Source organism: Photobacterium sp. ABD4_091 (genome assembly GCF_056160145.1).
The window spans coordinates 2,661,652-2,686,281 of the sequence record NZ_JBSWWQ010000001.1 but is presented as its reverse complement, the minus strand read 5'-3'; the positions used below and the strand labels follow the sequence as shown (position 1 = coordinate 2,686,281).

The window sequence follows — 24,630 nt, the reverse complement described above, 5'->3', positions numbered from 1 at the left end:
ACATCATGGTAGATCAAACCCAGAAAGACAGCCGCTATAAGGCTCGTCAGCAAAAAGTCAAAGCGGAAATAGACGCCAAAGTCGCCTCTGCGCAAGAAGAAAAGGGCTTATTCCTGATCATTACCGGTAATGGCAAAGGAAAGTCTACTTCGGGCTTTGGTACTATCGCCCGTGCAGTAGGGCATAGCCAGAAATGTGGGGTCGGCCAGTTTATCAAAGGCACCTGGGACTGTGGTGAGCGTGCACTGCTCGAACAGCACGATGTTGATTTTGCCGTGATGGCAACTGGGTTCACTTGGGAAACCCAGAATAAAGAAGCAGATACAGCCGCAGCCCAAGCTACCTGGGCGGAGTGTAAAAAAATGTTGGGAAGTGATCACTATGATGTCATTCTTCTCGACGAACTGACCTATATGGTGACCTATGGTTACATCGAGCTGGCTGAGGTCATTGATGCCATCAATAACCGCCCCGAATCACAGTCTGTTATCGTCACAGGCCGAGGGGCTCACCGGGAACTCATTGATTTAGCAGATACAGTCTCGGAAGTCCGCAACGTGAAGCATGCCTTCGAAAGCGGAGTAAAAGCCCGAAAAGGGGTTGATTGGTAACCCGCCTTTTCCCGACAAGTAGCCACTCTCCCCCTCCTGTGGCTACTTTTTATTCTCGACCTTTGTCACATTTTTTACTTGACCCTTGGCAAGAAAAAGCCAATATTTGGCTCATAACAGGTCTATTTTTCAAGACCAATTACAAGCCTGACAAGGGACAACAATGCCTTCACATTTACCAAAGAAATTCAGTGAGATATTTCTAAAACTGTTCCATATCCTCGAAGCTATCTTGCTAGTTGGTATCACCCTGGCCACATTGGCAGCAATGATCAATGAGTTCATCGTGATCTATACCAACCGTCAAATAGCACTGACTGATATCCTGCTGATGTTCATTTACCTAGAAGTTCTGGCTATGGTTCAGCAGTTCGTCACCAACGGCAAGATCCCTGTCCGTTACCCTATCTACATTGCTATTATGGCGATAGCCCGTTACATCACCCTCGGCATGAAAGAGCTTGATGGCGTGTATATTGTCTGGCTATCGGTTGCCGCCTTCATTTTAGCCGCAGCGACCATGTTGATTCGTGTTGGTCACCATTATTGGCCTTACGAAGATGCCGAGGAGCCGGGCTACCGCAACTCGCACGACTAAAAATAGAAAAGGGAGTGATAATTCACTCCCTTTTTCAGATATACGCTTATTCTTGGTTCGACTGGGGTTTCTTGGGTTTACCGAGCTTGTTTCTGTAGTAATCCTCAGCTTTTTTGACAACTTTGTTGTGCATTTTTGCCCGGAGGGACTCAAAGTCAGTCACCTTCAACACCCGCTTTAAACTATTAATGTTTACCTCAACTATTTCCAAGTCAGCTTAGCCGCCAAGTACCAGTAACTTACGGGCTTATCACTTTTAAACACCGTAAGTTACATTTTAGTCAATTATATACTCTAACAGTTGCTTAGTTGTACTTTTTTTACTCTGCTTTACGCAATTTTGATATCAAAGCCGCTAACCACTCTGTTCCCTCTCCTGACTATCAATATGACGTATTCGGTATTCATCATTAACTAGCGGCTTGCCAGCGGTACGCTAGACTTCGGGCACTCAGAGACATGGCATAAATTGGCATCGATATCTTGGTTACCGAGCAACCTCAACCATAAGTTAGGGATCTGGGCCAGCCTGCCCCTTGGGCTTTCAACCCTCACAGGATCAATACTTGTCCACTCGCCATCCTTTTCCGCCAATGCGAACTGGAAAGCTAACTGCTCCCCCATCCCCAACCGTAAATCTGACGCTACCAAGTTTGACTGGCGCAGCTCATACTTAATAAAGCCACCCGTGAAGTGCTCAAGCATTTGTTGGTGGTCTGAAGCAAGCTCTTGCGGCCAAGCTCCCAAAGGCTTTTGCAGAAAATCTATCTCTGTATCGCCGTCCAGTACCGAGGATAAGCCTTCGTAATAATTGTCTTGGCCTTTCACCACCACTCGCCACAACACAGTGTTAAATGGTGTCGGGGTAATAAAGACTGGCTGTCCGGCAAGTGGCGTGCCCTCTAGCTGCTGCTCTACCCGACTATCAATGACATTCATCGCACTGACCGACCAAACGATATATAGCGTAGACAATGCAAGCCCTGCGCGACAAAGCTTAGCAATACGATCTCGCCACAACAGGCTCGCCAAAATGACAAGCAATAGCGGGATAGTGTAAAGCGGATCGATGATAAACAAGCTCGGCACGGCAATCGGTACATTGATCGGCCAGAACAACTGGGTACCATACGCCGTCATTGCGTCAAGCAGAGGGTGGGTTACCAGGCAAGCCGCAACCAGTAGCCAAAGGTGATTGAAACTAAAACGGGTTGGCCGCCATTTTTGCCATAACCAGCTAAGTAGAAAAGAAAACAGCAGAAGCACAAACAACGAGTGGCTGAAGCCACGGTGCTTCACCATATCCGATACAGGATCACCATAGCTGATCAGCACATCAAGATCCGGCAGCGTGCCCAGAGCCGCACCTGCCAACAAAATCTTCGGGGAACACTTCCTGCCTGCAACTGCACCGGCGACCACCGCCCCCAGCGCCGCTTGTGTTACTGAATCCACAATCATTCCTTATTCTTTTTGTGAGCCGCCACCTTAACAGAGCTATTAGTCGCTACGCAACAAGTTACAAAATTGTTTACATATGAATAAATTGTTGCGTTAAAACTGGGGATGGCTCGCAGATCGACAACGTAATATTCGCTACGGTAAATCAGGCAACACCCATCAACTTTGAAAAAGGAAGATGCAATGCCAACGAAAGTCTCGGAATACATGACACGCAAAGTTATCACTACCTCGCCTGAAACCGGCCTAAGAGAAGCCTTCTTTTTGATGCGCGATGAAAATATCCGCCACCTTCCCGTTGTTAATGATGACGGACAACTGGTCGGGATTGTGAGTGACAGAGAGCTTCGCCGCCCAGGCTGGGTCGATGAGTCACCTGAAATCGGCCATGAATACCACCTGACGGATGAGTGGCACATTAGCGATGTGATGATCCGGGATATCGTCCATGTCCGCACTTACGACACCCTGACCAAAGCCATCAGTACCGTGCTGGACTTCCATGTCGGCGCCGCCCCAGTGCTGGACAAAACGGGACAACTGGTCGGCATGCTGTCGGCTATTGATCTGTTAAAAGCCTTCCAGGATATTCTGGAAAGCCAGAAATCGGCCAAGAAGAAAAAGCAACTCGCATAGCCAATAAAACCGAGCCCTACATGGCTGTAGGGCTTGATAACTCCCTCCTTCCTTCTGCCTAGCAAACCAGACTCAAATATATCGTCTATCTTTACCTGTGAACTCTATCATTGAGTATGTAGCGATGACTCTAGCAATCACTGAATATGAACGGATATGGATCGATGGGCTGAATCAAGGAACGGTATCGGGCGCAGACCAAGCTTTTGCGGCGACAGGCCTCATTCACATAGCAGGCGCTCCATCCCCCAGCCTGTCGGTTTCAGAATTCAAAAATCTAGTCCAAGGATTGATAACCGCGTTTCCGGATTTACACTTAACGGTCGATGACCAAATAGTCTCAGGTGACAAAGTCGCCACAAGGTGGACGGCCGTTGGTACCCATACCGGACCTTTTGGGGATACCGCCCCGACAGGGCAACCGGTCAAATTTGAAGGCCTAATATTAGACCGAGTCGTTGATGGCCGGGTCGTAGAGCGCTGGGAGCAATGGGATCAAATGGGTATGCTCCAACAAATAGGTGTCGTCTGATCCCCCAATCAATACACTGCAATTTCCAGTACTTAAAGCAGTACAAAAAAACAAGGAGAGCAACGGCTCTCCTTGGTTATAGTTACGGCTATCGTAATGGCTGATTAGTTAAACAGCCCTTTGAGCAGCTTGTCTGCCGCCTTCTTGATATCCTCGTTTTCGGCTTTGTCACCCAACAGCTTCTCGAGGCCGCGCTCCACTTCGCGCTGTGCCTTCTGCTCAAGTTCATTGTTCTGCTTCAGCAGCTGGGCAAGATTAAGCGAGAAGGCTGGCTCACTCCAGTTACCTTTGACATCAATCGGCACGGTAAGATCGGCCACCTCATCAACCTCTTTGCCACCCTGTCCTTTGCTGGTAGCAACAACCGACGTGTTTACTGCAAAGTCGATCGTTTCGTTAACCAAGCTGGTTGAGCCGTTGCCGTTGATGCGCAACAGCGGCGAGTCGATATCAAGGTTATTGGTCGAAGCGACGCCCTTGCCCAAGTTGATAGTCGCAGACATCGCAGAGAAATCCGTTTTCTTCTCTTCTTTAACGTATTCCGCCTTTTGACCCTTCAAGGTTGCACGGGCCTCGCGAATCATCTCGGGGATATTCACACCATAGATGGCACCATCGGCAAAACGGATATCCACCTTACCGGCGATATTTTCGCGAATACGTTTTTCAGCCAAGCCAGTGCCCGACACATTCACAGTAATATCACCGCTGCCGGCCAAGGTGTCATTCTGTGCAACGTCCACCAGCAAAGGTTGGACTTGTACACCCTTGATTTTCTTGGTGACACGGTAGGTTGGCAGCTTCCCGTTGGCATCGATTTTGGCTGTGGTATGAATCGTGCCTTGATATAGCTTGGCATCAAGGCCACTCAGGTCAAACACGCCATTCTTCACCGTCATCGCCAGCGTCACATCACTCATATGAGCATTAGCGGCTTTGAACTGGCCAACAGCAAGTTTACCGGCCAGTTCGAGGGTTTTTAGCACGCCCAGATCAGGTTCTTGGTCTGTTTCCTTCTCACTCGCAGCTCCTGTATTCGCTCCGGCACTACCTGATTGGCTTGCGTCACCTTGCTTAGAGGAAGCACTCTCATTACCTGTACCAAGGAAAGCATCGACATCAATGTTGTCGGAAGATAAGTCAAAGCGGATCACCGGAATATTTGCCGACTGGAAAGAAGCATTACCCGCAACCGCCAGTTCATCGACTGTCGCCTTGAGCGAAGGCAGCTCAGCCAATCCTTTATCCAAGTGGTATTTGGCATCGGCCTCTAGGCCAATTTTCATTTCAGGGCGTGGCAGGCTGGCACCTTTAGCATCAACACTCACCTTGGCCGCTTTCAAGTCAATGACCTTAACCGCTTCATCCACCATCAGCTGGGTAGAGCCCTGGGTGTTGAAGCTCAAATCTGGTACCTCACCTTCAATGGCAAACTCAATCGTTGACCATTCACCTAACTTGAAGCTGTCGAGCGAGATGTTAGCGTTGCGAATATCATTAACCGCATCTTTAGCACTGGCCTTTAACGACAGAGCTTTAAGCTCAGCGCCATCCAGCGCCTTGGCAATCAATAACTCTGTTTGGCCTTCCGCCCTGAAGTTCAGATCGCCAGCATTACCGGCAATGTTGAACTTCGCGGCCGTCCACTCACCCGGTGCAAATTGGTCGAGGGAGAAATCAAGGCGCTCAACTTCTGTTCGGCTCCCTGCTTTATCGTCAATGATCAGTGCACTGGCATTGTTGATTTCCACACCGGCCAAACTGATCTGCCAAGCTTGTTGCTCAGCTTGTGGTACGGGTTGTTCAGTCTCGGCCGCAGGCTGATCAGCTTCAGCGCCTGTTTTATCTTGCCCTGACAAGCCATCTAGGTTGCTCACACCATTTTCGAGGGTTTGGATAAACACCCGGCCACCGAGCAAGCTGACATTGCCGATTTCAAGTTGTTGGGAGAACAACGGCGTAACAGAGACGGAAAGCTCTGCCTGCTCGAACTGGGCAAGGTTAGGCTCGGCAAACCCTTGCGGGTTACGGAATTCTGTTTTGCCAATATCAAACCCGATACTCGGGAAGAAGCGCCAGCTGATGTCGCCTTCGATCACCAAATCGCGACCAGTCGCTTTTTTTACCTGCTCAGCAATCATCGGTTTGAACTGGTTGGGATCAACCAGCGCCACCAAGGCCGCTATACCGACAACGATAACGACAAGTATCGCCAGTAAAGCCATTATTATTTTTTTCATTACATCCCCATCTTTCATCCATGCTCATCAATCGAGCCTAGCGCAAAGTAATCTGATCCCATTGTGGCATATAGCCCAACGACTTCAAGTGATTGAAGTCTATACCCAACATACAGCCGCTATGTTTTTGCCAGGTAAAAAAATAGGCAGCGTAATGCTGCCTATCGATATTCATTGGTCAGGGCTGACCTTAAGCACGTAGCAACTTGGCAATGTGTGCTTTCAGTACGTCAATCGCGATACGATTTTTACCGCCACGAGGAACAATGATGTCTGCGTACTGCTTAGATGGCTCGATGAACTGCATGAACATCGGGCGTACTGTCTTCTGATACTGCTCAAGAACAGATTCCATTGTGCGATCACGCTCAGCAACGTCACGCTGAAGACGACGAAGCAAACAGATGTCTAGTGGCGTATCCATGAAAACGCTGGCGTGCATGATTTCACGCAGGCGAGGATCTGTCAGCAGCAGAATACCTTCCAGGATGATCACCTTCTTCGGTGTCAGCGTGGTGGTTTCAACCATACGCGTATGTTCGCTGTAGCTGTACTGAGGAACTTCCACCGCTTCACCGCGGATCAACTGCTCAAGGTGGTCACAAAGTAGGTCGTGATCCAAGGCATTTGGGTGGTCGTAGTTGGTCTTTACCCTTTCATCCATGCTTAGGTGGCTTTGATCGTTGTAGTAGCAATCTTCCGTAATAACACCGATCTGATGATCGCCTACTTTTTCTTTTAGCTCTTTATAAACTGTGCTGGCAATCAGACTTTTACCGGATGCAGAGGCACCTGCAATACCGATAATAACGCATTGGTGAGAGTGTTCAGACATATCAGAAAGCACCTGTAAAACAACGTGGCGTAGTGGACAAACCGTAATAAACAGACCATCCCCCATCACTCACTGTGTCGGGAAATGGCTTTAAATAGGCATAAATAAACCGCCTGATTATAGGCAGATGTAGGGGCAGATGCCAGTAAAAAAGCGGCATCCGCCACGTTTGCTCAGAAACTCTGCAGGTTTGAGCGAAGCAATGGTTTACATTGTACGAATTGTGATCTGCTCGACCACCGGCGTGCCCTCCCAATACAGGCGGCTGGCCACAGAGCCGGCCAACTGGATATAGGCCTGCGCCTGCTCAGAGTCAGGTGATGCCGCAACTGTTGGCTTACCGTTGTCGATATCTTCACGAATATTGATATGCAATGGCAATTGTGCCAACAGCGGAACCGCATATTCCTGCGCCATGCGCTCAGCCCCACCCGTACCAAAAATAGGCTCGTGATGGCCGCAGTTACTACAGATGTGGTAGCTCATGTTCTCGACCACACCCAATACAGGTACGTCGACCTTGTTGAACATGCTGACCCCTTTGATAGCATCAGCCAGCGCCAGATCTTGAGGAGTAGTTACAACAACAGCTCCGGTAACGGGGATCTGCTGTGCCAGCGTCAGCTGGATATCACCCGTGCCCGGCGGCATATCAATAACCAGATAGTCCAGCTCTGGCCACCAAGTCTCGGCGATGATCTGTGATAGTGCTTTCGAAGCCATCGGGCCGCGCCAAATGGTCGCACTATCAGCAGGCACCAAGTACCCGACAGAGTTGGTAAACAGGCCGCATGACTCAATCGGCATCATCATCTTGCCATCTGGGGACTGGGGCTTCTCATCGACCGTGCCCAGCATCATAGGCACAGATGGGCCGTAGATGTCGGCATCGAGCAAGCCGACTTTGGCCCCTTGGGCTTGCAAACCCAACGCTAGGTTAACTGACGTGGTCGATTTGCCGACCCCGCCTTTGGCCGAGCTCACCACAATAATGTTCTTAACGCCATTGAGTGGCTGCTTGTCACCCGAAGCCAATGGCGCTACACGGCAGGAAATATCGAAATGGATGTCACTGGCAATATGATGGAGTTTTTGCTGGGTAATGATCCACTGCTCCAAAAGCTCTGCAACTTGGCTGGCGGCAAAAGGAAACGTCACCGATATTTTACCGTCAGCCGACACCGACACTACGTTGGTCGTCTCAGCCCACTCTTCGTGTAGCAAAGGGTGTTCAAACTGGTTCAACCAACGGCAAATATCTGCCACGCTTTCGAAACGGGTAATTGAGTCATTGCTCATGATCTTTTAGCGCTCCACATTTATTGTTTACCTACATCCTAACACCGATGCTTATTTAGCGCCCCATTTTACGGTGATTTACAGCAGATCCTCCTAGGCAAGGTGCTATCCATCAGGTAGTATTTACAGCTACGTTTTTATTACCCATCACGAGCGAAATAAGACATTATGGCTGCAAATCCAAGAAAAATTCTGGTGACCTGCGCCCTACCGTACGCTAACGGTTCTATCCACTTGGGCCACATGCTTGAGCATGTACAAGCGGATATCTGGGTGCGCTATCAGCGCCTTCGCGGCAACGAAGTTCATTTCATCTGTGCAGACGATGCACACGGTACTCCAATCATGCTTAAGGCCCAGCAGATGGGTATGGAACCTGAGCAGATGATTGCCGAAGTGAGCAAAGAGCACCAGGCTGACTTTGCTGGCTTCGATATTAGCTTCGACAACTACCACAGCACGCACTCTGAAGAGAACCGCGAGCTGGCGTCGTTCGTCTACACTCAGCTAAAAGAAAACGGCTACATCACCAACCGTACTATCTCCCAGCTGTTTGACCCTGAGAAAGAAATGTTCCTGCCGGACCGTTTCGTAAAAGGTACTTGCCCTAAGTGTAAGTCTGAAGACCAGTACGGCGACAACTGTGACAACTGTGGCGAAACCTACAGCCCGACAGAGTTGATCAACCCGAAATCTGCTGTGTCTGGCGCAACGCCTGTTATGAAGGACTCTGAGCACTTCTTCTTCGACCTGCCTCAGTTCGAAGGCATGCTAAAAGAGTGGACCAAGTCTGGTGCCCTTCAGGACGAAACTGCCAACAAGATGCAGGAATGGTTCGAGTCTGGCCTACAGCAGTGGGACATCTCTCGTGACGCACCTTACTTCGGTTTTGAAATCCCAGGCGAAACTGGCAAGTACTTCTACGTATGGCTAGACGCACCTATCGGTTACATGGGCTCATTCAAGAACCTGTGTGACAAGCGCGATGACCTGGACTTCGACGAGTTCTGGAACAAAGACAGTTCAACCGAGCTTTACCACTTCATCGGTAAAGACATCGTTTACTTCCACAGCCTATTCTGGCCTGCAATGCTAGAAGGCGCGGGTTTCCGTAAGCCGGACAACGTATTCGTTCACGGCTATGTAACCGTAAACGGTGCCAAGATGTCCAAGTCAAAAGGTACCTTCATCAAGGCGGGTACTTACCTAGAGCACCTAGACCCAGAATGCCTACGTTACTACTACGCAGCGAAGCTGAACAGCCGTATCGATGATCTGGATCTTAACCTTGAAGACTTCACCCAGCGCGTTAACAGCGACGTGGTGAACAAGATTGTTAACCTGGCATCTCGTAACGCTGGCTTCATCGCCAAGCGCTTCGACGGCAAGCTGTCTGACAACTTCGCCGAGCCTGAGCTATACGCAGAGTTCGTTGCTGCTGCAGATCGCATCGCAGAGCTTTACGAAACACGTGAATTCAGCCGTGCTATCCGTGAAATCACTGCACTGGCTGACAAAGCTAACCAGTACGTTGATGAAAAAGCCCCTTGGGTTGTGGCTAAGCAAGAAGGCAAAGATCAGGAACTACAGGAAATCTGCTCGGTGGGTATCAACCTGTTCCGCGTACTGATGACGTACCTGAAACCTGTTATGCCTCAGCTGTCTGAGCGTACCGAAGGCTTCCTGAACGAAACGCTGACTTGGGATGGCATTGCCCAGCCGCTAACTGGCCACGAAGTGACTAAGTTCAAGGCGCTGTTCAACCGTATCGACGCCAAGAAAGTTGAAGCTATGGTTGAATCTTCAAAAGAAGATGCAGCAGCAGAAATGGCAGCAAAAGAAAAAGCAGAAGCGGCAAAGACTGAAACTGAGCTAAGCAAAGAGCCAATCGCAGACGAAATCGAATTCGATGACTTTGCTAAAGTGGATCTTCGCATTGCGAAAATCGTGTCTTGCGAATCTGTGCCAAAGGCAAACAAGCTACTGAAGCTTGAGCTAGACCTTGGCGGCGAAACCCGTCAGGTATTTGCTGGTATCAAGTCGGCTTACAGCCCTGAAGACCTAATCGGTAAGCACACAGTTATGGTGGCAAACCTGAAGCCGCGCAAGATGAAATTCGGCATGTCTGAAGGTATGGTGCTGGCTGCTGGCCCTGGTGGTGAAGATCTGTGGATCCTTGAGCCGCACGAAGGTGCTAAGCCTGGCATGCGCGTCATGTAACCACCTGTCATTACAGACACTCTAAACTAAACCAGCTCAATTGAGCTGGTTTTTTTTGTCTCGTAAAGGCTAAATTTTTATTAATGCGAATGGAAGATACGACAAAGCAAATTATAGTTAATTAACAGACTTTACGGATAAAGCCACGGATAAAGTCGGTTTGTAGGCAGAACAGTTTCACCGTCATTGTTAACCTTTACCAAAGAGGGATACACATTGAATCGCGATGATGAAAATTTAAAACAAGTGCTCTCTAGTGCGTTTACAGCCTCATTAATACGCTTTTCCGTTATCGCCTTTATTGTCCTGGTTTGCTTTTGGGCATTCTTGCCTTTTCTACCGATCCTCATGTGGGCTCTAGTGCTTGCAATTGCACTCTATCCGGCCCGGCTTTTCTTTGAGGCCAAGCTCGGTTGGTCAGCCGCACGCACATCAACCCTTATTGCGATTGTCGGTGTGCTTTTGCTTGGGATCCCTACTGCTATGGTAGGCAACTCTTTTGCATCCAAAATTTTTGATACCTATGAAACCTACGAGACAGGCGCTCTGGTTGTTCCGCCGCCCACTGACAGTGTCAAGGAATGGCCATTGGTCGGAGAAAAAATGCATGATGCCTGGGGAGAAGCCGCCGCAGATTTACCCCGCTTTATTGAAAAGCGACAACCGCAATTAAAGAGTTTGTCCAGCTGGTTTGTCGAAAGGGCTAGCGGTGCTGCGCGAAGTGTCTTCCTGATGATCGGAGCCATTATTATCGCAGGCATTATGCTGGCCTGGGCAGAACCCGCTAGTCGGTCTATACGGCGGATTTTCACCAGTTTTTCCAACAGCGACATTGGCCCAGAATTACATCACCTCACCACTGCGACAATCAGGCAAGTTGCCATTGGGATCATTGGTATTGCATTTCTCACCGCGGTGGTCTTCGGTGCGACCGTTGCACTTGCTGGTGTCCCCGCAGCAGCATTATTTACCTTAATTGCTTTGATGTTCGCCATTATGCAGTTACCTGTCACCATTATTGCTCTTGTTGCAGTTGGCATTCTGTGGTCTAGCGGCGAAACATCAACCCTGCACAACACGATATTCTCAATCTTAATCATTGCGGCGAGCCTCGTTGATAACTTCCTAAAGCCAATGATCCTAGGCCGAGGTCTAGCCGTTCCGATGCCAGTCGTTTTAATTGGCGCAATTGGCGGCATGATGTCTGGCGGCATACTAGGGATGTTTATCGGTGCTGCATTTCTCTCGGCTGGATATCAAGTATTCATGACCTGGGTTGATGCGGAAAGTAATAGCGCAATAGCCGACACCAGCAATTCGCAGAGTAAAGATAGCGAAGCCAATCCGTAACACTTTCACGCCAACTTGTAGCACTTTGACGCTAATTTATCGTACGTGTAAGCGGTGGCACCCTGTCATCACATTGCCTGTCGTCGCATCAAAAGTGTAGCTTGGTCAAAAAAACACCATCTCGCTGTTTTCATACCTACTCATTTCATTAACTTTTTTTACATGTGTTAAAAGACAAAATAATGGTGATATCTAATTTTTCAGTTTTGAAAACTGCTATGTAGATCGCAAAAGGAAAAAACAATTGCTGAAGCGCATTTTCACAGTGATATACGCACTTCAAATATAAACCATCACAATCAATTGGTTAGCAAATTAACGCCTCACACCCTATAGCTATCGAACAAACCAATACCCATGATTAATCCGATAGATTGATTCGAATATCCCGATGTGACTGAAATTATTTGTTACAATTTGACATCAACTGAAACAACAGATTTGTACCAAATAAGCTACATAAGCCTAACCTAGGTAACTGTGCTGTGGATTTTTTCCTGCCTTGGATGGGCAGGTAATTCACAAGCGGGCTAAAAAATGAGCGCAAATATTTCATGGCTCTCATTGAAACACTCATCCCCCAGGCAGTTATCAAGGTATTGTGATGCCACAGAGTCTATTACGTTACACCAACATACTCAGTATCGTTGGTGATTTGATCAGGGTAGAAGTACCCAACCTCTCCTCGAGCAATGCAAAGGCCAAGTACGGCGATCTTGCGATGATTGAGCAAAACGGTGAAAACTACTCGCTTGCCCAGATCATCAAAATCGACAACGAAGAAGTCTCCCTTCAGGTTTTTGCTGGCTGTAAAGGTCTCTCGACCAATGCCGCCGTATGCTTCCTCGACCAACCGATGCAGGTTACCTATTCACCGAACATTTTAGGTCGCATCTTCAACGGCGCCGGGCAGCCTATTGACCATGGCCCAGAACTCGAAACCGACCCCAAGGTTGAAATCGACGGCCCTTCGGTCAATCCTGTCCGCCGGACATTGGCAACCCGTATGGTGCGTACCAACGTGCCGATGATTGATGTTTTCAACACCTTGGTTGAGTCACAGAAAATCCCAATTTTCTCTGTTGCCGGTGAACCGTACAACAAATTCCTTGCCCGTATCGCTATTCAGGCCGAAGCCGATGTTGTGGTCTTCGCCGGCATGGGCCTTATCTATGATGACTACCACTTTTTCAAGACCCAGTTTGAAGAAGCCGGCGTATCATCGCGTACCGTAATGTTCGTCAACCAAGCCTCGGACCCTACCGTAGAGCGCTTGCTTGCACCGGATATGGCATTGTCAGTAGCCGAGCATTTCGCCGTGGACGAAAGCAAGAAGGTGTTGGTGCTGCTGACCGATATGACCTCTTATGCCGACGCCATGAAGGAAATCGGCGTTGCAATGGACAAGATCCCGGCCAACCGCGGCTACATGGGCGATCTTTACTCTCAGCTAGCCAAGCGCTATGAGAAGGCCTGTGACTACAAGGGCGCAGGCTCTGTCACCCTGCTGGCAGTCACCACCATGCCAGGCAATGACGTGACCCACCCAGTTCCGGATAACACCGGTTATATCACCGAAGGTCAGTTCTACCTTCACGATGGTGTACTTGACCCATTCGGCTCACTGTCACGTCTTAAGCAGATGGTAGTCGGCAAGGAAACCCGAGAAGACCACAGCGCTATCATGAGCGTGATGATCCGCTTCTACTCAGATTCTGTCGAGGCCCAGCAGAAACAAGCCATGGCATTCGAACTGTCGGAATATGACAAGAAGACCTTGAAATTCGGCAAGTACTTCAAGGACAACTTCATGACGCTAGATGTCGACATGAGCCTGGAAGATGCGTTGGACTTCAGTTGGAAAATCCTCGCGGAATGTTTTGATCCGGAAGAAACCCTGATCAAAGACAGCCTGCTGGAAATGTACTGGCCTTATCCAGAGCAGTTAGATCTGGAAGCAGAAACAGCAGGGGAATAATCCATGGCTAAGGTAGCACTTAACAAAAGCTCGCTGAACAAGCAAAAGCGGAGTTTAAAAACTTACAACCGCTACCTGCCTGCGTTGGAACTGAAGCGTCAACAATTAATGCTGGAGCGTAAGAAAGCCGAGAAAGCTTTGCAACAAGCCAAAGATCGCGTCGCCGATTTACGTGCTGTGGTTGAGGAAGCTATCCCGATGCTCGCGTGCAAGGAAATCAACGTCAACAACCTGGTCAAGGTCACCGACGTTAAGCTTGCCACCCAGAATATTGTTGGCTGCCGGGTCCCTGTCGTCGAGGCTATTGACGTCGAAGTGACCCCATACAGTTACCTTGCCCGCCCGCACTGGGTCGATAGTGTTGTGCGTCAGCTGAAAGAAATGGTTCGTTTGCGTGTGGAGCTGGCGGTTTACCAGCAGCGCTACGAATTGATCAGCGACGCCACACGGATCACCAGCCAGCGTGTGAACTTGTTCTCGAAAGTGCTGATCCCTGATACCCAAGAAAGTATCAAACGGATCGGTATCTACCTTTCTGACCAAGAGCGCGCAGCTGTTATGAACGCGAAGCTATCGAAGCAAAAAGTGCTAGCACAGCAAGAGAAAACGCAGGGAGGCCAATCATGAGTATCAAACAGTTAAAACGCTTAACACTCGGTGGCCAAGCCTCTCGCCGGGAAGAGATCCTGATGGCGTTGCAAGCATTGGGGTGTATGCATCTTATTCCTCTTAGCCAGGATGATGCCGACGCCAACCATGCGATTGCGATGCAGCAACCGACAGATGCCAGCGAGGCCCTTGCCTGGCTGAGCCGCGTCGAGCGCAGACGCCGTCCGGTCAAGGACAAGGATTTGGTAGATGTCGATGAATTGGTAGCACAAATTCTCGAGAACAAACTCCATATCCGCCAGCAGCAGGACAAACGTGACTTGCTCAAAGAGCGCCTGCAACTGCTGCGCCCTTGGGGGGAGTTTGAACTGCCTGAAATCAGCACAATCAACAATTTGCGTTTTTGGTTTTATCTTCTGCCATTGAAAAAGCTGTCTGCCATGGCAGACATCGATCTTCCTTGGCAAGAAGTTCACCGCGATCAGAAAAACGCCTATGTTGTCATTGTGTCTGAGTCCGAGCCCGATCCAGCGTTGCTTCCGTTCGATCGTTCGCACATTGGCGGTAACAGCCTGTCCAAAGTCGAAGAGCACCTCGAGATTGCCGAGCAGCACCTTGAGGATCTGATGGCAGAACGTGAAGCCCTCACACGATGGATATATCCGCTGAGTCAGTCACTGGCGGCAAGCCAAGACAAGGCCGAACTGCTGCTTGCTTCTTCCGGTGTTCAGGACGAAGGCGAATTCTTCCTGATCCAAGGGTGGATGCCTGCCGATGCCCAAGATGCGGTGATCGAATTGGCTGATGTTTACGGCTCTGCGGTGCTGTTCGAAGAACCCAAGGATGATGACCAGCCACCTACCCTGCTTGAAAACTCCGAGCTAACCGGTGGCGGTGCAGAAGCCATGGGCTTTTTCCAAACCCCGAATTACCGTGCATGGGACCCGGGCAACCTGGTGTTCTACTCGTTCTCATTGTTCTTCGCAATGATCATGAATGATGCCATATACAGTGCAATTCTCGGCCTGATCGTTCTGTTCTTCCGTGAAAAATTCGATGCCTCAGAAGAAGGCAAGCGATTGAAGAACATGGGCTTGTTCATGTCAGGATTAGGTATTTTCTGGGGTGTGCTGGCAGGTAGTTATTTTGGGATCTCGCCAAGCGAAGGCAGCTTCTGGGACTTCTTCCACATCATCGACATGAACGATTACACCGCCATGATGCGGCTTTCGGTTTTCATCGGTGTTATGCACCTGATCATCGCCAACGTGATGACGGCTTATATCAACCGCACCCACAAGCGGGCGTTCGCGCCACTTGGCTGGGCGGCGCTGATGTTTGGCGGCATGTTGATGTGGTTCGGTGTGACCGGCGCGGTCTGGAGTTGGTTCGGTAAAGGACTTGGCGGCCTCTTGATGCTCGGTGGTGCCGGCCTGGTCTGTGTATATAGCAGCGATCGCCCAATCAACAGCCGCAAGGACATGGCTCTCCGAGTGCTTGATGGTGCCAAGGCGATTTACAACATCACCAGCGCCTTCGGTGACATCCTGAGCTACATGCGTTTGTTTGCGCTTGGCCTGTCAGGTGCATCGCTGGCAATGACCTTTAACTCACTCGCCGGCCAAGTTGTCGAAGCCCAGCCTGTTTCTGGGGTTCTGTTTGGCGGCCTGATCTTATTGCTTGGCCATATTTTGAACTTCGCACTCTGTGTCATGAGTGGTGTGGTTCACGGTATGCGCCTGAACGTTATTGAATTTGTTAACTGGGGTCTATCCGACGAAGGATACCCATTCAAAGCTTTTCGGAAGAAAGAGGATTAAAACATGGAACAATTTGTTATTGCACTTGGTTGGTTGGGCGCGTTCGCTCCTGTTGCACTGGGTGCTATTGGTTCAGCTATCGGCTGTTCGGTAGCCGGTCAAGCAGCCTGTGGTGCCATGCTCGATGTTGAATCTGGCTACGGTAAATACATTGGCCTGTCTGCCATGCCATCCTCTCAGGTTATCTACGGTATCGTAATCATGTTTACCCTTGCCGGTATCGGTGTGGATGCACAAACAGCTGGCGGCCTATTTGGTGTTGGCCTGATGACCGGCCTGGCACTGCTGTTCTCTGCTATCTACCAGGGTCAAGCAGTATCGGCTGCCATCAATGCCTCTAAGAACAAGCCTGAAGTATTCGGTCTATCTATTGCTCCAGCAGCGATTGTAGAAGGCTTCTCGGTATTCGCGTTCGTTTTTGCCCTAGTAATGGGTGCCAACATCGGCGCTTAAGGAACAGACCATGCCAGTAGAAAATCAAAATACAACGCCTGTTTCGGCAGGGATCAAGCAGCTGGTCGATACCCTTCGCCAAGAAGGTGTCGATGCCGGTAAAGAAGCGGCTGACCAAATTATCGCTGAAGCGCGAGAAGAAGCCTCTACCATTGTTGCAGAAGCCCGTGACAAAGCAGGCCTGATCCTGGGCAATGCCCGTAAGGAAGCTGACTTTGTCTCAACAGCCGGCAAGCAAGCGTTTGAGATGGCCAACCGCAACGCCATTTTGGAGCTGAAAGCATTCTTGCAGGATGAATTTGCCAAGCAGATCCAGGCGACTGTCGGGACCCAGTTAACAGACGAAAAGCTGCTGCAGCAAATGATCCTCGAAGTTGCTGGCCGCAGTGCCATCAAAACCGATGAAGCGGTTGAAGTTATCTTGCCGACCCGCGTGGTAGGCGTGAACGACTTGAGTGCCAACCCTGAAGAACTCAAGGAAGGTACGTTGATCCACTTTGCGGTGGCACAAGCTGCTGAAATGCTGCGCGAAGGGGTTACTTTCAACGTTAACGAAGATAACAAGAACGCTGTAGTGTTCCGCCTGAAAGATAAAGATATCGAAGTGGCACTGTCGGATGAGACCGTCACCCAGATGATGCTTAACCATCTTCAGCCACGTTTCCGTGCGCTGCTAGAAGGTATCGTTAAGTAAGTAAAGGAGGCAGGCTAGCCCTGCCTCTCCTTTAACAAGGAACGTATATGTCTGATAAAGCATATCATAGCTTGTTGACGTCACTGCCGCATATCGACTCGCTGTTCAACAGTAAAATCACGCCGATTTCACGTTATCAGCTGGAACGCCGCTTGAGTGCACTCACCTTTGATGAGCGTAAGCACCTCAATATGATTGAGCAGCTCATGCATTGGGATCGTACCAAGGACGATGCCGATGATGCTGAGCTGATCAAGTTCGCGACGCGAGCGCGCAGTGAAGTCAAAAGCAAGGTACTCCGCGATCTGATTGACTGGCGTCTGGATATGCGAACGGTTGTTGCTGCCCTGCGCCGCAAAAAAGCCGGGGAAAAAGCACCGTCAGCGCCCCGCTGGAGTTTCGGTACGCGCTACGAGTTTGTCCGCCGCAATTGGAATGTGCCTTACTTTAACTTGCAGTTCGCTTTCCCATGGTTGCCGGATGTTGCCCGGTACATGGAGCACGATCAGAGCCTCGAGCTCGAAAAAGCCTTACTAGAAGCGGTTTGGGATGAACTTGACCGCATCAGTACCAAAGAGCGCTTTAGCTTCGAAGCTGTCGTTATATATCTCTTGCGCTGGAACTTGGTATTCCGCTGGACCACTTATAACAGCGAGATAGCCATCGAGCGGTTCGACCAACTGGTAGAAAATGCACTGGGCGAGTTCGCCAGTGAACTACCGAATTAATTTTGAAAACAGGTTGTTCAATGAGCACAGAATTAATCAATAAAACGCCGACAGCCCACGTTACGGCTGTCATTGGCGACACACTGACTATTCGCCTCAATGATGGGGAAAAAGGTCAACTGGTAAAAAATGAAGTAGTTTATGTACTACCGAGCCGCAAGCAAACGGACGGCCTTGATGAAATGCTGATGGCCGAAGTACTTCGTGTTCGCGGTGACTCCGCCGACATCCAGGTGTATGAAGACACCCGGGGGGTTGCTGTCGGTGACAGCATTATTCAAACCGGTGAAATGCTCAGCCTCGATCTAGGCCCTGGCATCCTGGCGCAAATCTATGATGGCCTGCAAAACCCGCTGGAGCGCCTAGCGCAAATCCACGGTAAATTCCTCAAACGAGGTGTACAGGTTGATGCGCTAGATAAAGCAGAAACCTGGGCCTTTACTGCCGTTGCCAAGAAAGGCGACAAACTCCGCGCAGGCCAATCACTGGGTACAGTACAAGAAGGCCGTTTTACCCACCAGATCATGGTGCCCTTCTATATTAAAGGTGAAGTCGAAGTTACCTGGATTCAAGAAGGTAACTTTACCGTTGATACCGTCGTTGCCCATATTACCGATAACCGAGGTAAAGAGCATAACCTGACTATGGTCCAGAAGTGGCCAGTCCGTCAGTCTATCGCCAATACCCTGACCAAAAACGGCGGCAAGACTCAGCGTAAATTCCCCAATGAGCCACTGGTTACAACAACCCGCACCATTGATACTTTCTTCCCGATTGCCCGGGGCGGAACAGGCTGTGTACCAGGTCCTTTCGGCTCAGGTAAAACCGTTCTGCAGCACGGTATCTCCCGTTACTGTGATGCCGACATCGTTATCGTGGTTGCCTGTGGCGAACGAGCTGGTGAAGTAGTTGAAACTATTGAGGAATTCCCACACCTACCGGATCCTAAACATGGCGGTACACTGATTGACCGTACCGTGATCATCTGTAATACCTCATCGATGCCGGTTGCTGCCCGTGAAGCCTCTATTTATACAGGCCTGACGCTGGGTGAATATTACCGCCAGATGGGCTACAACGTCCTGCTATTGGCTGACTCAACTTCTCGTTGGGCACAGGCAATGCGTGAAACGTCGAATCGTCTGGAAGAGATCCCGGGTGAAGAAGGTTTCCCGGCTTACATGGACTCAGCGATCAAGGGCGTTTACGAGCGCTGTGGTGTGGTTGACAACGAAAACGGCACTGATGGCTCGCTGACTATGATTGGTTCGGTCTCCCCTGCCGGTGGTAACTTCGAAGAGCCGGTCACCCAGTCGACCCTAGGTACCGTTAAGACCTTCCTTGGCCTGTCGTATGACCGTGCCTACAAGCGCTTCTACCCGGCGATTGACCCGTTGATTTCCTGGTCACGCTACCTTGACCAGCTTGAAGGCTGGTATGCCGAGAACCTGGGCCCTGAGTGGGTACCAACGGTTAAGGAAATGAAAGCCTTGCTATCAACCGGTGACAGCATCGGGCAGATGATGCAGGTTACCGGTGAAGAAGGCATTTCGCTGGAAGACTATGTGGTTTACCAGAAAGCGCTGTTCCTTGACATGGTATACCTACAGCAAGATGCCTTCGACGAAGTCGATGCGTCATGTAGCTTCGAGCGCCAGCAGTTCATCTTTGCCAAGGTGGTGAAAGTCATCCGCACTGAATATGATTTTGCTGATAAAGCCGAAGCACGTAAGTACTTTACGTCCATGACACGCTACTTCCGTAACTTCCATTACGCCAAGGACAATACCGCTGAGTACCACGATTACGTTTCACGTATCGACATGCTGTTGGAAGATACCGTAACAGCAGCTGTATAAGCCTTAAAAATCAGTACCTTAAGTTTAGCAACCAGCATATCTGTGATCAGATGGTGCTGGTTTGCTATGCCCAGAAAAACTGACCGGGAAAAACATATTCGGAATAAATATATACTCCAATAAAATATTGCGAAATATCCCACCAGCCTTCAGGTAAAAAACCAGAATTAATCACCACAACCACACCTTCACTATAGCGATTTTAACCTTCCTGTCACACCTAATCCTTTATAGGCATTCAACCCCATGAAATACTGCAAAACCGAATGTTAACAGTGGCTTTTCCTGATGCCCAAAACCAGGTGTAAACTCGGCGAAACCTTAGCATATTTTCGCTCAAATCGATTTATCAGCACAAAAAACGGCCAAAAACCACCGAGTGCGTTAAAATTCAGTTAACAAATGTGTTTTCAGAATATCATACTGTCCAAAAAAGTGTGATCTGAAACATATCTTTGATTATTTCACGGCATTTTACTTCGCCTTAACACATAAAGTGCTGTTAACCTGCTCCGCGCTCTGGTGAAAGATTTTCAGAGTGAATAATTATAAGGAGTGTTTTATTCATGCAAGCACAAAAGAAAAAAATGTCCCTGACCGGCCGCGTTATTCTGGGTATGGTTCTGGGCATATTGACAGGATTCATTATTCGTTCACTTTTTGCTGAATCATCTTTTGTCCACGAATATATAGTGAATGGCCTGTTCGAGGTTGGCGGTGCAATTTTCATCGCAAGCTTGAAGATGCTAGTTGTGCCATTGGTATTTGTTTCGCTGGTATGTGGTACCAGCACACTCAAAGATATCAGCACCCTGGGCCGCCTAGGCGGTAAAACGCTGGCGTTCTACCTGACGACGACTGCCATTGCGATTACCCTGGCGTTGGTTATGGGTAACGTGTTCAAGCCAGGTGCAGGCGCAGACCTTTCTGCAGCCACTACCTTCGCTTCTCGAGAAGCGCCGTCACTGGGTCAGGTCATCATCGACATGTTCCCAACCAACCCAATCAGCTCTATGGCTAACGGTAACACGCTGCAAATCATCGTGTTCGCTATCCTGTTCGGTATTGCTATCAGTGCTGCGGGTAAGCCAGGCGAGCGTATTGCAGGCATCTTTGCTGATCTCAACGAAGTGATCATGAAGTTGGTTGCCCTGCTGATGAACATTGCCCCATTCGGTGTATTCTTCCTGATGGCAAAACTGTTCACCGGCCTAGGCCTTGATGCAATTTTCAACCTATTCGGTTACTTCCTAGTACTGACTTGTACCCTGCTGCTGCACGGTATCGTGGTATACGGTTCGCTATTCAAGATCTTCACTGGCTTGAGCCCGAAACTGTTCCTGAAGAAGATGGAAGATGCGATCATGTTCGCTTTCTCGACAGCATCTTCAAACGCGACAATTCCAGTCACGATGGAAACAGCGACCAAGCGTCTTGGTGTTAAGAACCGTATCGCTTCATTCACTGTACCGCTAGGCGCAACCATCAACATGGATGGTACTGCGATCATGCAAGGTGTGGCGACTGCCTTCATTGCCCAGGCATTCAACATCGACCTGACCATGGGTGATTACTTGATGGTCATTGCAACAGCAACCCTGGCTTCTATCGGTACCGCTGGTGTACCAGGTGTGGGCCTAATCATGCTAGCAATGGTATTGAACCAGGTTGGCCTACCGGTTGAAGGTATCGCAATTATCATGGGTGTTGACCGTCTGCTGGATATGATCCGTACTGCAGTTAACATCACGGGTGACAGCTGTGTAACCTGTATCGTTGCGAAATCTGAAGGTGAGATGGATATCGACCGCTTCAACGACCCGCATGCGGGTGAGAAAGAAGAAGAAGTCCACCTGCACCCGATTTCAAACTCGTAAGCAACGGGTAAGCATTTTCTCCTAATTCAAGGCTCCCGACAGGGAGCCTTTTTTATAGCCCCTTGCTCGCTTTGGTACTCATACAATACTTTTAAACAAGGCTGGTCATACACCAACTCACAGACAACCGATCTGCACCATCAGGCTGCATCATTGCACCACCACTGCACCATTTTCGTCATTGCCTTTATTGCCAATCTAATCATCAACATAAATAATTGATAATAAAGCTTAAAATATTCAAGCCTTTTGAACCATCATGGAATAATGCTTGCAACTTTGCTTACCAGAACCGGACTCGTGTGTTTAGGGAGGCTGCATGCTTTATATTATTCTTACCCTCTGTCTCGTCGGCATTGCGCTTGGCACCGTCATCATCCGCTCACGCCAGCAACGTGATTTGCTTCAAAGCCGCTTTAACCAAATTATCGGCCTGCGCCAGCTTATCCACTTGCTCCGCTTTCACCGCCGCCAGTCACACCAAGCCTTGAAAAGCACGCCGCCGCGTTCAGAAAGCCTGAGTGAGTCAATTGCGATCAAGACGCTGATCCATAGCTTGATCACCCAAGCGGAAATCACCAACAAACCGATGTACCGCATTCTCGACAAACAGCTAGGGACGATTTTGGATGAATGGCCGAAATACTCTGTCCAGCGTAACCAGGCTACCCACGGCAAGGCGATCCGCCATGTGCTGTACCTGATAGACGATACGTTAACCCAGTGCCTCATCACGTCTGAGAGGGATGAATTATTCAAGCATTACCAAGGCACATGGCCGGTAATGCTCAATGCCATCGACAGCCTGAGCCGCTTTCGCTATGCGATTGAAAACTACAAGATGGGCAGTGATGTAATGGCAAGGGAGCTGGGGCTGCATGCACAGATCCTCAAGCGCAGGATGGCGCAGCTGCATTTACCCGACGATCCTGCTGTACCGCCGCTCATCATCGACAATCTGTTCATCCAGTATGAAAACATCGATTTAAACGGGCATGACAAAGAGTTGGTCAAATACCACCTCTACCAGTTTTCGCTTGAAGCGTCAGATACTCTGTTCCACTTATTTGATTTGGTACTTAGCCATATTGGCGGGGAGTTGTCGATCAAGCTACCTGAGCTGACAGCAAGGGAAGATAAAAAGGTGGTGCAAATAATTGCCCGGTACTGAGACCGGGCAATGGGGGTAGGAGCAGTATTGATTACACTCTAAACAAATGGTTTAGAAGATTAGGTGGCCAATCGCGACAATAATTGGCAGCGTCACTAGGGTACGCAGTACAAAAATTGCCACCAGCTCAAGGAAGTTGATTGGCACCTTGCTGCTAAGGATCACCGAGCCCGTTTCTGACATGAAGATCAACTGAGTAACAGACAGTGCAGCGACAACAAACTTGGTCATCTCAGCATCGATGCTCGACGCAGCGATGATTGACGGTACATACATGTCAGTGAAACCAACTAGCATTGTCTGCGCAGCTGCTTGTGCTTCAGCAACATTCAGTAGCTCAAGCAGCGGTACAAATGGTGCGCCCAGCAGAGAGAAAAGCGGTGTCGTTTCAGCGACTACCAGGCCAAGCGTACCAATAGCCATTACCACTGGCAGTACCCCAATCACCATATCCAACGCATTGTGAATACCTTCTTTGGCGACCGAACCCAGGCTTTTTACTTTATCGGCACGCTGCAGGGCCAAGTCCATACCGAAGCTCATTGCTGACTGGCCTTCCGGTACCAGTTCGTCATCACGGTTAGGCGCAGTACCATCAATGTACACATCTTTTTTGTATGACAGAGGTGGCAGGAACTGGATAACCATCGCAGCAGCTACGCCCGACAAACAAATGGCAGCATAGAATGGGACGAAATAGTTCTGCAGGCCAACTTGGGTCAATACCACTAGCGAGAAAGAGATACCAACCGGTGAGAACATGGTCGCAACTACAGCGGCTTCACGGGCAGTATACTTCTTCTGCTCGTACTGCTTGCTGGTCAAGATAACCCCAACCGTACCGTCACCTAACCAAGATGAAATACAGTCAATCGCAGCACGCCCCGGTAGTCTGAACACCGGACGCATAAACTTACTCAGTAAGGTACCTAGCAACTCTAGCAAACCGAAGTTAAGCAGTAGCGGCAATAGCAAGCCGGCAAAGATGAAAGTAACAAACAGTGAAGGCAGCAGATCATGCAGCACCAAACCACCGGTATTTTCATTCCAGAACATTTCTGGGCCTACCTGATGAAGCGCTGCCAGGGTAAATACCGCACCCAAGCTACGAATAACCAACCACGTTGGGCTCAATACAAACAGGCGAGTTAGCAAAGGAGATTGCGTTACAAAAGTCGGTTTTGCCACACTTGCCAGTACTGAAACCACAGCAGACAAACAGATCACCGCCGTCACCAACGGCAAGATAGCGTCACCCAGCACGGCCTTGAAGCCTTTAGCCATCAAGGCTAGCGGGAAGGTAAAATCGCCGTTGACGGTCAGCGGCGCCAAGAAAAAGAACAAGCCAAGTAAAGATGGAATGGCGAACATCAGCACATTCCGGCTGGTCTTGTGGTTGTTTTGCGCTAAAAGGGTATCTGTCATTCTACTGCTTCCTGAATGATTACACTTTCAATAAAAGTGAATAAAATCTCAATGACGCGATTATATCGAATACAATACAGGATACAATAGCAAAACGACAAAATAATCACTTTTATCGCATAAAAAACCAGTACTGACTCATATTACCAGATGGTTATTTTTTATTCATTTTACCCAAGCAATAAAAAACCCAGCCAATTGGCTGGGTTTTTGTTGGTGTTCTATTTGAACGTC

The 24,630-nt window shown here is 49.3% G+C and carries 20 protein-coding genes; 15 read left to right on the top strand and 5 right to left on the bottom strand.

Annotated features, from left to right (window positions below; translation table 11 throughout):
- Positions 1–5: 5 nt before the first annotated feature.
- Positions 6–611, top strand: coding sequence for a cob(I)yrinic acid a,c-diamide adenosyltransferase (gene cobO, locus ACXAGQ_RS12375; RefSeq protein WP_475254140.1), 606 nt, complete (start codon positions 6–8; stop codon positions 609–611).
- Positions 612–774: 163 nt separating this feature from the next.
- The gene (locus ACXAGQ_RS12370) at positions 775–1,209 is read left to right on the top strand and encodes a phosphate-starvation-inducible protein PsiE (RefSeq protein ID WP_475254139.1); all 435 of its coding nucleotides are present in this window, start codon (positions 775–777) and stop codon (positions 1,207–1,209) included.
- A 414-nt stretch (positions 1,210–1,623) separates the two neighbouring features.
- Here ACXAGQ_RS12370 and ACXAGQ_RS12365 read toward each other — a convergent pair whose 3' ends face one another.
- Positions 1,624–2,664, bottom strand: a complete 1,041-nt coding sequence (locus ACXAGQ_RS12365) for a metal-dependent hydrolase (RefSeq protein ID WP_475254138.1) — start codon at positions 2,662–2,664, stop codon at positions 1,624–1,626.
- A 189-nt stretch (positions 2,665–2,853) separates the two neighbouring features.
- On the opposite strand from ACXAGQ_RS12365, the gene ACXAGQ_RS12360 reads away from it, so the two are divergent.
- Positions 2,854–3,306, top strand: a complete 453-nt coding sequence (locus ACXAGQ_RS12360; RefSeq protein ID WP_475254137.1) for a CBS domain-containing protein — start codon at positions 2,854–2,856, stop codon at positions 3,304–3,306.
- 97 nt (positions 3,307–3,403) lie between these two features.
- Complete coding sequence (locus tag ACXAGQ_RS12355; RefSeq protein ID WP_475254136.1) at positions 3,404–3,838, top strand: ester cyclase; 435 nt, start codon at positions 3,404–3,406, stop codon at positions 3,836–3,838.
- Between the two features lie 104 nt (positions 3,839–3,942).
- Here the strand turns inward: ACXAGQ_RS12355 and ACXAGQ_RS12350 are convergent, their stop codons facing one another.
- From ACXAGQ_RS12350 to apbC, 3 genes are all read right to left on the bottom strand, one after another.
- On the bottom strand, positions 3,943–6,078 hold the full coding sequence (locus ACXAGQ_RS12350) for an AsmA family protein (RefSeq protein WP_475254135.1): 2,136 nt from the start codon (positions 6,076–6,078) through the stop codon (positions 3,943–3,945).
- A 190-nt stretch (positions 6,079–6,268) separates the two neighbouring features.
- Positions 6,269–6,913: a uridine kinase gene (gene udk / locus ACXAGQ_RS12345; protein WP_475254134.1), complete on the bottom strand. Its 645-nt coding sequence runs from the start codon at positions 6,911–6,913 to the stop codon at positions 6,269–6,271.
- Positions 6,914–7,120: 207 nt separating this feature from the next.
- Positions 7,121–8,212, bottom strand: coding sequence for an iron-sulfur cluster carrier protein ApbC (apbC, locus tag ACXAGQ_RS12340; RefSeq protein WP_475254133.1), 1,092 nt, complete (start codon positions 8,210–8,212; stop codon positions 7,121–7,123).
- A gap of 168 nt (positions 8,213–8,380) precedes the next feature.
- Between apbC and metG the strand changes: the two genes are divergently transcribed.
- From metG to ACXAGQ_RS12285, 11 genes are all read left to right on the top strand, one after another.
- Positions 8,381–10,432, top strand: a complete 2,052-nt coding sequence (metG, locus tag ACXAGQ_RS12335; RefSeq protein WP_475254132.1) for a methionine--tRNA ligase — start codon at positions 8,381–8,383, stop codon at positions 10,430–10,432.
- A 216-nt stretch (positions 10,433–10,648) separates the two neighbouring features.
- Positions 10,649–11,782, top strand: a complete 1,134-nt coding sequence (locus ACXAGQ_RS12330; RefSeq protein ID WP_475254131.1) for an AI-2E family transporter — start codon at positions 10,649–10,651, stop codon at positions 11,780–11,782.
- 604 nt (positions 11,783–12,386) lie between these two features.
- A complete protein-coding gene (locus ACXAGQ_RS12325) occupies positions 12,387–13,760 on the top strand; it encodes a V-type ATP synthase subunit B (protein ID WP_475254130.1) in 1,374 nt (457 codons plus the stop codon).
- Between the two features lie 3 nt (positions 13,761–13,763).
- Positions 13,764–14,387: a V-type ATP synthase subunit D gene (locus ACXAGQ_RS12320; RefSeq protein ID WP_475254129.1), complete on the top strand. Its 624-nt coding sequence runs from the start codon at positions 13,764–13,766 to the stop codon at positions 14,385–14,387.
- On the top strand, positions 14,384–16,189 hold the full coding sequence (locus ACXAGQ_RS12315) for a V-type ATP synthase subunit I (RefSeq protein WP_475254128.1): 1,806 nt from the start codon (positions 14,384–14,386) through the stop codon (positions 16,187–16,189). The genes ACXAGQ_RS12320 and ACXAGQ_RS12315 overlap by 4 nt, the downstream gene beginning before the upstream one ends.
- 3 nt (positions 16,190–16,192) lie before the next feature.
- Positions 16,193–16,642 carry an ATP synthase subunit C gene (locus ACXAGQ_RS12310; protein WP_317522120.1) on the top strand — a complete coding sequence of 150 codons (450 nt, stop codon included), beginning with the start codon at positions 16,193–16,195 and terminating at the stop codon, positions 16,640–16,642.
- A gap of 10 nt (positions 16,643–16,652) precedes the next feature.
- On the top strand, positions 16,653–17,336 hold the full coding sequence (locus ACXAGQ_RS12305; RefSeq protein WP_475254127.1) for a hypothetical protein: 684 nt from the start codon (positions 16,653–16,655) through the stop codon (positions 17,334–17,336).
- Between the two features lie 47 nt (positions 17,337–17,383).
- Positions 17,384–18,064: a DUF2764 family protein gene (locus ACXAGQ_RS12300; protein ID WP_475254126.1), complete on the top strand. Its 681-nt coding sequence runs from the start codon at positions 17,384–17,386 to the stop codon at positions 18,062–18,064.
- Between the two features lie 20 nt (positions 18,065–18,084).
- Complete coding sequence (locus ACXAGQ_RS12295) at positions 18,085–19,923, top strand: V-type ATP synthase subunit A (RefSeq protein ID WP_475254125.1); 1,839 nt, start codon at positions 18,085–18,087, stop codon at positions 19,921–19,923.
- A gap of 566 nt (positions 19,924–20,489) precedes the next feature.
- On the top strand, positions 20,490–21,800 hold the full coding sequence (locus ACXAGQ_RS12290; RefSeq protein ID WP_107301530.1) for a dicarboxylate/amino acid:cation symporter: 1,311 nt from the start codon (positions 20,490–20,492) through the stop codon (positions 21,798–21,800).
- Positions 21,801–22,119: 319 nt separating this feature from the next.
- Positions 22,120–22,971 (top strand): hypothetical protein, encoded by an 852-nt coding sequence (locus ACXAGQ_RS12285; protein WP_475254124.1) that lies wholly within the window; start codon positions 22,120–22,122, stop codon positions 22,969–22,971.
- 51 nt (positions 22,972–23,022) lie between these two features.
- Here the strand turns inward: ACXAGQ_RS12285 and ACXAGQ_RS12280 are convergent, their stop codons facing one another.
- Positions 23,023–24,396, bottom strand: coding sequence for a YjiH family protein (locus ACXAGQ_RS12280; protein ID WP_475254123.1), 1,374 nt, complete (start codon positions 24,394–24,396; stop codon positions 23,023–23,025).
- Positions 24,397–24,630: the final 234 nt, after the last annotated feature.